The following is a 12,928-nucleotide window of genomic DNA, read 5'->3' as shown; positions in this document are numbered from 1 at the left end:
CAAATATAGTGACTGACAGTTGTATCGGAATAGCCGATAAATATCTTGGGGTTTTTTCGGATAACATCAAAATCGATATAAGGAAGCATACGTACGCTCTCTTCGCCGCCGATACAGCTGAATATTGCTTTGATATCAGGGTTACGGAAAGCATCCATCAAATCTTGAGCTCTTTTTTCCGGATGGTGATATAAAAACTCTCTGCCTATNNTCTTCAAGCCGTTTCTTCCCGAGATCATAACGCCAACGTGTTTCAGCATCTCCCGCTCCGCCCCATGATAAGCTGACGGTAGCTACCAAATCCCCAGGTTTCAGTTTTAGAGGTTTTATCAATTCCAGCATAATCTCGCTCTCACTGATTTGACTTCCTTCCTGCGAGAGGTGTCACTTCTTAAATGGGGTCCGCTCGGAATTCGTTTGCCACTGGCGAAGCAGCTCTCGGCAGATACTCAGCGCTTCCATACCCAGCCCTTCGCCGCATGCCGTGAGCAGCCTGGCGATGGTTTCGCGAGAGGTGTTTGTGTCCACACGCATGTTCTGAAGGAGCTTGTCCACCGCAATCGCCTGTTTTTCCAAGGGCAGGACGACTGCCTGGACTTCGGCGATGCGCTTGGCATAGTTGCTGTCGACCGCGGTCACAAAGAGGCGGAACGTCCAGAATGCGGAACTCATGTCGAGGTGGTCAGGGTCTCCCGCGGCATAGGGGTCCGGGTATCCAGGAACTGTCTCCATCATGGCCAGTGGATACCACGGCGTATAGGGAAGCTCGTCGGGAATTCCGGAGGCTCGCCAGACAGTCACGGACTGTGGCTCGGGGGCCTGGCTCCTCAGCTCAGTTACAGAGGATTCCTGTGTGGTCCAGACCGAAATTGGACGCATGGTGGTCTGAGTCACGTTCTTATGGAAGCTGCCGCTCATTTCCAGAGCCTGCTGGATAGACTGTCCATGGGGGGTGACGCAGCGCAGGCACGCCATGACATCACCAAGGGACACAAGGTGCTGTGGCACGTATGAAAACGGCATGTTGTCCAATGGGAACTCTTGTCCCGTGAGCATGAAGAGTCCTGTCTGCTGCCGGCTGGTGCTCAATGAAGAAGCATTGATCTCGGGCGGTCCGTAGGCCTTCTTGAAATCAAAAGGTTCTGTTCCGGAGGGATCGTGCCACCCGCGCTGTATGGCGTGGGCCTCCAGGTCCGCCGATGCCAGGAACCGGTCTGTGTTCGCCAGGTCGACCTGACGGGAGATGAGATAGTTTGGCAGGAGGACAATCGCATCGTCGGGAACGCGTTCCGCCAGCCACTCGTGTCCCCCGGGTATCTGAAGGATCCACGCCTCGTGCTGGTCCGCGACCGTGATGATACGAGCATCGCAGTAGCCGTATTCTTTGATAAGCCGACCCGCCAGCAGGACGCCCTCACGGGCGGAGTGGGCCTGTTGGGCGACCAGTTGTGGCAGGAAGTGGCCAATGCCACCCCGCTCCAGTTCAGGCTGTTGTTCCCGTGTGCCTGCGGCGCTGTCGCAGCAAATATTGACGCCCTTGCTGTTGAGAAAACTGTCTGCGAAGTCCTGTCCGACCAGTTCTGTCCAGTCGTAGGCCAGAGTGTCCTTGGGTACAGAAAGTTCCAGAGAGGTGTGTGGCTCGCGGTAGAGCAGTGTTCCGTCACTCAGCCGCGTAGCGCCAGGATGTTCGCCGACCTTGATGATATGGTGACGTACGACCAGCCGGTGTGCATCATCTTCATTGTGTCCAATGACAAGGCAACCCGACTGCGATGCGGACCGGCCGACGACAATCGTCGTGCAGTCCAGTTCATCGCCTTCAAGTCTGGACGGGCGCATCATCGCTGCTCCAGTGTTTGTATGGCACCGGCGATACGGGTCAGTCCCTCTTGCACCGTCGAGCGTGGACATGCGATGTTCATGCGTGCAAAGCCTTCGCCGCCGGGACCAAAGGCGCAACCCTCGTCCAGACCTACTTTTGCTTTCTTGCGCAGGAAGTCAGAGAGCTGATGGACGTCCATGCCGAGCGCACGGAAGTCGAGCCACATCAGATACGTCCCCTCAATGGGCATGACCTTGACCTGTGGCATGTGATCCTGTACAAACAGACGGACATACGTCACGTTGCCTTCTATGTAGTGCAGCATCTGGGTGAGCCAGTCGTCGCCTTCCCGGAACGAGGCTTCGAGCGCAGTGTACCCAAATGGCGTGACGCTGCCCACGGCTCCGTTGATGCGCCGTTGCATCGCTGCGCGCATCCTGGGGTTGGGAACGACGATGAAACTGGTGGCGAGACCGGCAAGATTGAACGTCTTCGATGGTGCCATGCACACGATACTGTTCTGCTCCAGCTCGGGACTCAGAGAGGAAAACGGGACATGGTGCGAACCATTCAGCAGCAGTTCGCAGTGTATTTCGTCGGAGACGACGACTGCATCATTGGCCAGGGCGATCTCACCGACAGCCATCAGCTCGTCCCGTGACCAGACACGGCCTACGGGATTGTGCGGGCTGCACAGGATGATCATCTTCGTGTGTGAGGGACACGGCGACATGCCGGACATGTGCGGCTGAAAGATGTCCTTCATCCCGGCGAGGTCCATCACGTACCGGTGGCCGTTCCACTGCAGCTGGTTGTTGGCAACTTGACAGCCGTTCTCACGGATGGCAGACCAGAATGGGTAGTAGACTGGGCTTTGAAGGACGACTTCGTCCCCCGGGCTCGTGAATGCGCGCACCGCAGCATGCAGAGCGGGCACGACGCCAGGGGTGAACAGCAGCCACTCAGGATCGACTTTCCACTGGTAGTTGCGCCACAGGCGCTGTGTAATGGCTTCCAGGACGGACGGACTTGCACATGAATAGCCGTAGCACTCGTGCTGGGCACGCCGTATCAGTGCTTCAGTGACCGGTTTTGGTATCGGGAAGTCCATGTCGGCCACCCACATCGGCAAGACGTCCTCACTCCCAAAGACGGTACAGCTCTGATCCCACTTGACGCAACCCGTGTTGTGTCGTTCAAGCCCGTGTTCGAAGTCGTAGTTCATTTTCCTCTCCTTTATGTTCGGGATGTCGCCATCACATCGACGTGCCTGACAGGGGCGACCGTGCCTGCAGGAAATCCATGCAAGTATACCAGCATTTTTCTGGCTGGGTGTTATCGTGGAGAGGTTCGGACTCGGCGCCGGGTTGTGCAACGACGCCGGTATGTTTGGTGAAGTGAAACGGCGCGCGCTGACGCTGAAGGATCTCGATCCCGCAAGAGTGTGGAGCTAGAAGCGCAGCAGGCCCATGACCGCGAAAGCAGCCAGGGTGGAAGCTATCGAGAGGGCGGCTCCCGTGCAAAGTTGACCCAGCGTGTGCTCCTTGATGTCGATCTTGGCGACGGCGACGAGGACGAGCAGGAGAAAGGAGATTGCGCCCGGCCAGCCGTACACGATGGTGAGCGCTGTAGCTGGACCAGCGGCTCCGGACCCATGCCCTGATGCCTTGTAGTGCATGAGGTTCACGACTGTAAGTCCGATTACCGTGAACAAGTACGAAAGCATAAGTGTCATGTTCAGACGTGACTCGCGGAAAAAGATGAGCATAGTCAGCGTCCCCACAACATAGCCGGCAATACTGAGTATGAAACCGACCTTGCGTTCACCGGCGAAGTCAGCTGGGTGACGCACCATGTGGAACCAGGCGCTGAGTGGGACGAAGCCAAGGCAGATGACTCCTGTCAGGCATGCGCCGAGGTTTCGGTCAGTCGGCTTCATGACATAGAAGAAAAGGAATGTCAGCATGGCAAGCACTGGCGGGTCAAGAAGGTAGGTCCACAAACGCATTCGTTTCTCTCGGCTAAGCATAATCGTACTCCTTTGATTCTCAGTTCTTGCGAGTCAGAGACTCAAGAAAAGAGTATAGTGCAGAATCGGGTGCGGTGCCTCCGCAAGGTGTGCCATTGCCAGACAATCAAGAAGGCACGCATGGAGAGTTTCTCTTTCTTTACTTCAGGCCGTGTTCGGCCAAGTATTTTCTCTCCTTCTCTCGGTGCACGACAGTGAGATGGGTCTTGATCTGTTCCCAACTGGGACCATCAAGAGGATACCAGCGGAGGATGACTGCGCAGGCGAGCAGAAGCAGGGCAGGCACGAGGAACCATGCTCGCACGATGCCGGCTTCAGCCGAGGCGCTCTGCATGCCCTTTGCCAATGACTGGTCGTAGCCTGCTCGTGACAGGAACCCCAGGAAGACAGCTTGTGCCAGACTCATGGCAGGCTTGGTGACGAAGCTGTTGACCCCTGCATACATGCCTTCGCGCCGCAGTCCTGTCGTGTGTTCATCCGCGTCGATGACATCACCATTCATCAGTGGGATGAGGTACATGCCACCAGCAAAGCCAACGCCGATCAACAGAAAGGCGACCATCATCGGAATGAGCTGATGAGAGAACAGGAACCCGATGATGCATCCAATGCCGAACAAGAAGGCAAACACGCGCACACAGCGTTTCACGCCCCAGACATCGCGACGGTTGAGGAACAGTAGCAGGCCCAGGACTGCTCCAACGAAGAGCGAGCCAAGCGTGAGGGCGGTACCCACGCCCTTTGCGACGCCCATGCTCACTTCGTCATAGTAGTAATAGATGCCTTGCATGAGCTGGTTCTGGACGTAGATGACGGTGAAACTGATAGATTCGAACACGACAAAGGACCTGTTGCGGAAGCAGGCGCCCAGAGACTTCCAGAAGTTGAACTGTTCCTCTTCCTGCTGGAAGTGGTTTTCCTTATAGAAGAAGGTACTGACATAGATGACTGCCGCCATGACGATGCCGAGACCGATCATGATGAGTCGGTACGGTGTGGCATCCTGGCCGGGTCCCGGCTGGATGAGTCCAATGGCGATGGGAAAGGCAGTGGAAATGAGGCTGAAGCCGATCTTCCAGATGAAAATGCTGCTTCGTGCCTTGTTGGAAACTGCCATCTCATACGGCATGATGTAGACGGCAGTTGCGATAGCCGTATAGAAGGCATCAAACAGGAACATGCCAATGAGCATCTGGATGAACAATGCCGTCTGATTGCCCTTGAACCCAGGCAGGACTATCCAGAAGACTGCAAAGGCGACTGCGTACAGGGGTGCCCCATACCGGATGTAGGGAATACGGCGCCCAAGTCTGCTCCTGGTCCGGTCGCTGATGTACCCGAACAGTGGGTCGTTGCAGGCGTTCCAGATTCCGAAGAGCAGCCACACGATGGAGGCAAGGCGTGGGGCCAGCCCCATGATGCGCGTAAAGTAGTAGGTCAGTGCTGCGCCTTCGGCGATCGAACAGAGGATAGCGGTGGCGCCGTCAGCCGCTGACACCCAGATGCGGCTGTGGACTGGGACAGACTCTTCGTGAAGCATTTCCCCCAATACAGGTCCTGGAACTTCTCCGGCGCTTTGTATGCTTGCGCTCTCGAGTCCCGGCTGGTTATTCTCTATATTTTCCATATCGGCGCCTCCGCTTGTGGGTTCCATCAGACCCCAGGATATGGCTATTATAGCGGCCTAACGGTTTGTGTTACCGGCAAGCACGGGACTTGGTAGAAAAAACGACCAGATATCAAATCAGCCGTTTCGGCTGAATTACCCATCAGTAATAATCGCTCGAAATCGTACAGGCTTATTACGATACTCCTGGAATCTCAGCCTTTGACACATTGATATTCCCAACAATATCAACTCCGTGTTCCCTGGAGAACTTAACATATGTGTTACCTTCGGGCTGTTTCTTGTACTTGTGTGTGGTCTGGTTTCTTGATTGCTGTATGATTAGAAATAGTGGATCACAGTGCGACAACATGTGATTATGCAATGGTTTTATGTTGTCGCTTATCGAGGCGTTCAGAACTTGACCAGAGTCTGGTATGGTTGTAATTGTAAAAAATTCGTTCACATCGAGTGTGACTGTAAACGCTCCTCCCCCATAAACACAAACCATCTTGACTTCATTCACATCCACAGAAAACACGACGGAGAGCAGTGTGGTAGCCCTCGGAATATGGTGTGTAAAGCCGCAATCCACACACTTAAGCATGTAGTGTTCGTTGGATTTTGCTATCGCTGTTGGTGGAGTGGGAGGCTTAACACTGCGAGACGGTTGATTCCTGCTTGATGTGGCTGGCTGCTTCTTACCGAACAATTTGCTTAGGAAGTCCATTTGAACTCTCCTTATTTGTGGACTGCGGTTGTAGGTAATTGTCGTGGCATTCGCGCCGATATTGACTTGAGCTGCCCAACGGTTGAGTTCAGCGGCGCGGCAGATGAAGGCCGAGTCGCTTTTGCAACCATACACCCTGCGAGAAAACTCGGCCAGTTGCCTCGTGGCATTAGCCCCGTCCGCTGCACGCGTTGTTAGGCGTTTCGCAATATGGCATGAACGTCATTCCTGTTTTACGGGCCGGCTTGACCTGGTGTTCGAGGTGCATGGGGTCTATGTGCAGCAGTGCCAGCTGGCATCAAGCCTTGCTTTCAAAGGTATCATACGGTTTCCCTTTCTTATCCATCCAATCCTGCCAGTCTTGCGCTTTCCAATAATATACTTGCCCCCTGGCCCGATAGACGAGCGCAGGGATGAATTCCTTGAAATCCTCAAAAATGGATTTCGGCTCCGCAAGATCCATGTTCAATTGGGAATAGTTCGTCCGGTACCGTTTTATGCCAAAATAGATCGTCCCGATCAGGCCGCCAAGCAGGCCAAATAAACTGCAAATACCAAAAAAGGTTGATTCACGGCTGAACAGCACCAAACCGAGCAGGCTGATCCCGAAACATATCGCGAAAACTTTCAGGCCCCCTTTATCCGACTTGCGCCGTTCCTCGCGCCAGCAGTCCTGACAAAAACTCAGTCGCATCTTTTGAAACTGGCCGTAGGTTTTCTCTATTTTAGTTCCATATTCAACTCGGGTGGAATTGGAGAAAAGCAGCTTTCCCGTCACGATCTCCACATAGCTGCCTTCCTGATCCTTTCCACAGTGATTGCAGATCATCGCGTTCGCCTCCTTGTCTGGCAGGATGAATTTCAGATCCATCCTTAATTGTTCTTAATGCAATATCAATGGACATTTTCGGATAGGGTTAAGTAAGACAAATTGTCGCTCCAGAGCCTGATAACATCTCCTGCCTTTAGTTCATCTTCAGAAAAGACTTCTGACATGACCTCACCAGGCTTGAAAGTTTCATCGGTCAATGGCAATGTGCTTTTTTGTCCCATTTTTCCTCCTGCGCTATCACGGGCGCACCCGGCGACTCCCACGAAACAGGAAGGTCAACACAAACCCTGCGATAAATCCTCCGATGTGTGCCATGTAAGCTATTCCACCCGTGTCCGCTGTTTTGGCAATGGAACCGACGCCGCTAAAAAACTGCAGAACGATCCAGAGCCCAATGACGATCAGCGCAGGCACTTGAACCACTTGTTGCCCCTGCAATACTCTTATCTTGCCTTGTGGGAACAGCAAAATGTAGGCGCCGAGCACCCCCGCAATCGCCCCTGATGCCCCCAAGTTCGGCACCTTTGATCCGACGCTAAACGCCAACTGTGCAAAAGTTGCCGCAAGCCCACAGAGCAGGTAGAAGATTGCGAACTTGATGTGCCCGAAATGGTCTTCCACATTGTCACCGAAGATCCACAGGTAAAATCATCACCGATTGGCAACATAAGACTCATCTCCTCTTACTGATCAGATATGTCACAGCTTCATGTCAAGATGAGTCTAGCATTTTTCCAAGAAAGTGGACTACTCGCAGTCTGCCACCTGTGAAGTGCGACAGAGAAAGTTTGGTGCATGCGGTGTTAGCCGCCCAGAGGTCCTATCTTGGGCCATGACTGGATTCGAGATTCAACAGGTATCGCTTGCGCCACAACCCACCACCATAGCCGGTGAGGTTACCGTCTGCCCCAATGACTCTGTGACACGGAATGATGATGGCTATTCGATTATCGCCATTCGCCCTTGCAACTGCCCGGACCGCATTGGGAAGACCTATGGTTTCGGCCTGTTCTTTGTAAGAACGCGTTGAACCGTACGGTATCGTCTGCAATGCGGTCCATACTCTTTGCTGAAATGGTGTTCCTGGCAGCACCAGGGGAACATCAAATTCTCTTCTCTTTCCAGAAAAATACTCTTCCAATTGACTGCTCAATCTGTCAAAGTGTTTGCAGAAACCAGGAGCACATTCGGCGTTCAACAACTTGCTCAATCTCTTCAATTGGGTCTCCAGCATTCTTCTGTCGACAAATTCCAATAGACAGATTCCATCATCGGTAGCCCCTGCCAACATTGGCCCTAAAGGTGTCAAGATCCTTGTTGTCACAATGAGCTGACTCTCCTGGCTCTTGTTCGGAGAAAAACCGGCCGTTCTCTTGAACGAATCTGCAAAACCACTCAACGATTCATAACCAGACTCAAGAGCCGTTCCGGTAACGCTTTCTCCATGCTTGATTCGTCCAAACGCTTGCCCGATCCTCAAGGCGCGCAAATATGCCTGGAAAGTCATTTCATGATGTCTCTTGAACCAGTAACTGACGCGGCTGGGATCTAAACCCCTTGCCCGCAAGTCACTATCCCTTAGTCTGATCAATGGATTGTCATTAATTTCGGCCAACAGTGGTTTAAGCCAGTCAGGGGCAGCCCCTTTATATTCCAAAGGAGTACAGACCTTACATGGTCTATACCCAGCCAAGAGCGCGTCATGCGCCGAAGCAAAAAACTCGACGTTTGCACGCTTTGGTTTTCGCGCAGTGCAAGTGGGACGGCAAAATATTCCCGTGGTTTTGACTCCAACCACGAATATCCCCTCGAAATTGCTGTCTCTGTTGACCAACGCCGAATACAATATTTCGCTGTTGGGTAATGAGTGATTCATAGATTCACTTTCCCTGTTCTCGAGTTTTGTGTTTTGGATCATTTTGACGCATTGCCATTATGCAGCTATTTGAAACTGCCCACAACCGAAAATCGAACAACCATCTCGGATTGACACAGTAGTAGAATAGGGTCAAAATAAAAGTTACTATGGAGAAGAAAATTGGCAATATCCGCGTTATTATTAATCCAGCCGCCGGAAGGGGAGAATCTGTTTTGCCCGTTCTCAATCTGTCCATGAAAGAAGCTGGCATTAAGTGGCATGCATCAATTACTCACGAAGCGGGCGAGGCGATCAAGTTTGCCAAGACTGCTGTCAAAGAAGGAGTAGATGCCCTCGCTGTTTTCGGCGGCGACGGTACACTCATGGAAGCAATCAGCGGCCTGATGGGATCAGGGGTCCCCTTGGTTATTTTACCGGGAGGATCGGCGAATATTATGGCCAAGGAACTTGGCATACCCCAGGATCTTAAAGAAGCCTGTGCACTTATGAGTCAAGTTCCGTTGACAATGAAAGCCATTGATGTGGGGCAGTTTAGTGGCCACTATTTTATTCTAGGAGTAAGTCTTGGTTTTGGTGCGGACTTGATTGAGGGTGCGGATCGTGAGATCAAAAATAGAATTGGCTTTTTCGCCTATTTTCTTTCAGCGACCGCGGCACTAAAGAAAGCCAAGAAGGCCGTCTACCATCTGAAAATCGATGGACAAAAGCACGAAGTTCAAGGTCTAACGTGTATTGTTACCAATACGGGGAATCTCGGGTTCAGCAACATATCTTACGATAAGCACATAGATGTCAGCGATGGGCTCTTGGATGTTGTTGTTGTACGAGAAGCGAATCTGAGTCTGCTTAGACTTATGGCTGTCACCTTGCTTAAACGGGAACGCCCGGACAATGTGGAATTAGTGGAGCACTGGCAAGGCAAAGACATCAGCGTTTCCTCAAGCCCCAGACAAACGATCCAATATGATGGCGAAGTATTAAAAGAAATGCCTCTTCATATCAAGATCATTCCAGAGGCGATCAGGGTTTTGGTTCCTAAAGAAAAGGCATAACGTCATCGAATAAACGTCTTTACTGAGTGCTTTTTCGAAACTGCGTCTGGTAGAGACTGGTATACAGCCCACCTTGCGCCAGCAAAGTGGCGTGATTGCCACTTTCCACAATTCTCCCCCGATCCATGACCAGAATCAGGTCTGCAGCCAGGATGGTGCTCAGCCGGTGGGCGATGACAATGCTAGTGCGTTGTGCCATCACAGAACCAAGTGCATCCTGAATCAGAGCTTCAGATTCGCTGTCCAAGCTGCTGGTGGCTTCATCCAATACCAGAATGCGCGGATTCTTGAGGATCACACGTGCCAGCGCAATACGTTGCTTCTCGCCACCACTCAGGCGATAACCGCGTTCGCCGACGATCGTATCGTACCCTTCTGGCAGTGCATGGATAAATTCGTAAATATTGGCAACCCGGCAGGCGTTTTCAAGTTCTTGCTGACTAGCTTTTAGTCGGGCATATTGCAGGTTGGTGCGGATGGTATCATGGAACAGATATGTTTCCTGGGTGACCATGCCGATTTGCGCCGAGAGTGATTCAAGCGTCAAGTCACGTAGATCGTGACCATCAATGCGAATGACCCCGGCAATTGGATCATATAGGCGGGGGATGAGATACGTGAGGGTCGTCTTACCCGCACCGCTGGGACCTACAAGGGCCACAAGCTGCCCGGGCGCGGCCCTGAAACTGACGTTTTCCAACGCAATACTGCGCGCCTGGCTGCGCGAGGCAATCTCCTCATCCTCTGCGCTTGTCCGTGCTCTCGAGAGAACCGCTGTGACGTTGTCCATACTGCCATAGCGGTGGACATCAGCGAGCAACTTCTCATCGCCGGCTTCGTACTTGAAAGAGACATTATTAAAAACAATCTCACCTTGGATGTTTTGGACTGCTACTGCATCCGGTTTTTCAGCGATATCGACAGGCAGATCGATCACTTCAAACACACGCTCAAAGCTGACCATCGAGGTGGCAAAGTCCACAGGCGCATTTGAAAGCCCTTGCAGCGCACTATACAGGTAGCTCAGATAGGCTCCAAAGGCCACAATTGTTCCGATCGTGAAAGCACCCTGGATGACAAAATAGCCACCCAGCCCATAGACCAGGGCTGTGCCCACCGCACTGATCAGAGCGATAATTCCTATAAAGATCGATCCGGTAAATGTCCGCTGCACGTCCAGGTCACGCACCTGCGTTGCCCGTTGGCCAAAACGGGTAACCTCCAACTGCTGCCGACCAAACAGCTTTACAAGCAGTGCACCGCCAATATTGAGTGTCTCGTTCATCATGGCATTCATCTGTGCGTTGGCTTCCATCTGTCTGCGGGCAATGTCGCGCAGACGGGTGCCCAACAAGCGCACCGCTAAAATGAACAAAGGCAGAATAGCCACACTGATCAACGTCAACCGCCATTCGAGTGTCAGCATGATCGTCAATACTGCTGCTGCCTGGATGGTCTGGGTGACCATACTGACAATAGTGCTGCTGATGGCATCTTGTGCTCCCACAACATCGTTGTTGAGACGGCTCATGAGCTCGCCGACTTTAGTGTTGGTAAAGAAGCGCAGCGACATACGTTGCAAACGAGCATAGAGTGCCAGGCGCAAATCATACGTCACGCCCTCACCAACACGCGCATTTATGCGCCGCTGGGCCACATTGATTGCACCAGTCAAGGCTGGGATCAGAAGCAGTGCCATGGCCAGTAATATCAACCTATGAATGTTCCGGGCCGGGATGGTGTTGTCAATCAAGTCACGCAAGATGAGCGGTGTCAGCAGCATCAAACCCGTGTTGACCAGGACCAGCAGCAGCATACCGCCGATGAGCCAGCGGTAGGGTTTGGCGTAGTAGAGCACCCGCTTAAGCAGTTGCCGTGTAATTCTTGGTTTTTCATCGGGGGAATTGATAATGCTCCGCATGCCCCCGTAAAATGACCCCCCGCGAACTGGTCCCCCCTGAATTGGCATCCTAATAATCTCCTCAATTTGAACTCTCTATTTTAATAATTATCCCACGGTTTGGTGGGGTGTCTAGTCCGGATTCAAATGAATGGATGTTAACATGGGCAACAACACTTGGGGATTATGAGGGGAATTTCGTGATTTATGTTTATAGTGGTAACGGGGACATAGTTAATGTCGTAGCTAATCTAGAGGTGACCCCATGCCAGCCTCGAAGTTGCTCCATGGCCACTTGGCTGAGTCTTGGCTACACAAGATCAATTCAATCTTTGCGGTCTTCAGGGCAGTGTCAACGTCATTCAGCCATTTGTTCCCTACCGATATGCTGGTAGGAAAAGGAGGATTCTCCGATGTTTAAACTTCATGGAATTTATGCACCCATCGCAACGCCATTTGTGGATGGGAAGATTGCCTACGACAAGTTAGAAAAGAATCTGGATTTCTGGCTCAAATCCGATCTGGAGGGCATCGTGGTCATGGGCTCCAACGGGGAGTTCGTCCTGCTGTCCCCGGAGGAAAAAGTGGAATTGATGCGATTTGTCTGCACCCGAGCCAAAGGCAAAAAGCCCGTTATCGCGGGAACCGGCGCCGAATCGACGATGGAGACAATCCGTCTCAATGAAAAGGCCGCCGAAGCGGGAGCGGAAGCGGTCTTGGTCGTGACCCCGAATTACTACAAAGGGAGCATGACTGATTCGGTTCTTGCGCGTTTCTACACAGATGTTGCCAGCGCCTCTCCATTGCCGCTCATTCTCTACAACATGCCGCGCAATACCGGAATCAACATCTCTGCCAAACTTGCCGTCGAACTTGCAAAGCACCAAAACATCATCGGAATCAAGGATAGCAGCGGCAATATCGTCCAGATCGCAGACATGATCCGGAATGCACCGAAGGGTTTTTCCGTTTTTGCGGGTTCCGCGAGTTTCCTTTACGTGAGCCTCGTCCTCGGCGCCACCGGAGGCACCCTCGCCTTGGCCAACGTCTTCCCAAACGAATGCGCCCGTCTGCAGAA

12 protein-coding genes and 1 pseudogene are annotated in these 12,928 nt (G+C 52.5%); 2 read left to right on the top strand and 11 right to left on the bottom strand.

Annotated features, from left to right (window positions below):
* The 10 genes and pseudogenes from SMC5_RS09710 to SMC5_RS11460 form a co-directional block, all read right to left on the bottom strand.
* Positions 1-342, bottom strand: a pseudogene (locus SMC5_RS09710) (LD-carboxypeptidase); the annotation flags it as partial.
* 42 nt (positions 343-384) lie between these two features.
* Entirely contained in the window at positions 385-1,842 is a 1,458-nt protein-coding gene (locus tag SMC5_RS09705; RefSeq protein WP_165849066.1) for a C69 family dipeptidase, read from the bottom strand.
* Positions 1,839-3,047 carry a MalY/PatB family protein gene (locus SMC5_RS09700; RefSeq protein WP_119120558.1) on the bottom strand — a complete coding sequence of 403 codons (1,209 nt, stop codon included), beginning with the start codon at positions 3,045-3,047 and terminating at the stop codon, positions 1,839-1,841. Before SMC5_RS09700 ends, SMC5_RS09705 begins: the two co-directional genes overlap by 4 nt.
* A gap of 225 nt (positions 3,048-3,272) precedes the next feature.
* Positions 3,273-3,851: a phosphatase PAP2 family protein gene (locus SMC5_RS09695; protein ID WP_126854987.1), complete on the bottom strand. Its 579-nt coding sequence runs from the start codon at positions 3,849-3,851 to the stop codon at positions 3,273-3,275.
* Positions 3,852-3,990: 139 nt separating this feature from the next.
* On the bottom strand, positions 3,991-5,478 hold the full coding sequence (locus SMC5_RS09690) for an MFS transporter (protein ID WP_165849065.1): 1,488 nt from the start codon (positions 5,476-5,478) through the stop codon (positions 3,991-3,993).
* Positions 5,479-5,653: 175 nt separating this feature from the next.
* Positions 5,654-6,187 (bottom strand): hypothetical protein, encoded by a 534-nt coding sequence (locus SMC5_RS09685; protein ID WP_119120555.1) that lies wholly within the window; start codon positions 6,185-6,187, stop codon positions 5,654-5,656.
* 298 nt (positions 6,188-6,485) lie between these two features.
* On the bottom strand, positions 6,486-7,058 hold the full coding sequence (locus SMC5_RS09680; protein ID WP_126854986.1) for a hypothetical protein: 573 nt from the start codon (positions 7,056-7,058) through the stop codon (positions 6,486-6,488).
* A gap of 23 nt (positions 7,059-7,081) precedes the next feature.
* Positions 7,082-7,240, bottom strand: coding sequence for a hypothetical protein (locus tag SMC5_RS10845; protein ID WP_165849064.1), 159 nt, complete (start codon positions 7,238-7,240; stop codon positions 7,082-7,084).
* 16 nt (positions 7,241-7,256) lie between these two features.
* Positions 7,257-7,655, bottom strand: coding sequence for a rhomboid family intramembrane serine protease (locus SMC5_RS09675; protein WP_279386324.1), 399 nt, complete (start codon positions 7,653-7,655; stop codon positions 7,257-7,259).
* A 184-nt stretch (positions 7,656-7,839) separates the two neighbouring features.
* Positions 7,840-8,895, bottom strand: a complete 1,056-nt coding sequence (locus SMC5_RS11460; RefSeq protein ID WP_119120561.1) for a bifunctional transcriptional activator/DNA repair enzyme AdaA — start codon at positions 8,893-8,895, stop codon at positions 7,840-7,842.
* 149 nt (positions 8,896-9,044) lie between these two features.
* On the opposite strand from SMC5_RS11460, the gene SMC5_RS09665 reads away from it, so the two are divergent.
* On the top strand, positions 9,045-9,950 hold the full coding sequence (locus SMC5_RS09665) for a diacylglycerol/lipid kinase family protein (protein ID WP_119120552.1): 906 nt from the start codon (positions 9,045-9,047) through the stop codon (positions 9,948-9,950).
* A gap of 19 nt (positions 9,951-9,969) precedes the next feature.
* On the opposite strand, the gene SMC5_RS09660 is transcribed toward SMC5_RS09665, so the two are convergent.
* Complete coding sequence (locus tag SMC5_RS09660; protein ID WP_119120560.1) at positions 9,970-11,871, bottom strand: ABC transporter ATP-binding protein; 1,902 nt, start codon at positions 11,869-11,871, stop codon at positions 9,970-9,972.
* Positions 11,872-12,263: 392 nt separating this feature from the next.
* On the opposite strand from SMC5_RS09660, the gene SMC5_RS09655 reads away from it, so the two are divergent.
* A partial coding sequence (locus tag SMC5_RS09655; RefSeq protein WP_133299207.1) for a dihydrodipicolinate synthase family protein occupies positions 12,264-12,928 on the top strand: 665 nt, incomplete at its 3' end.

Source organism: Candidatus Cryosericum odellii (assembly GCF_003570935.1).
GTDB lineage: Bacteria > Caldisericota > Caldisericia > Cryosericales > Cryosericaceae > Cryosericum > Cryosericum odellii.
This window is presented reverse-complemented; position numbering and strand designations above follow the sequence as displayed.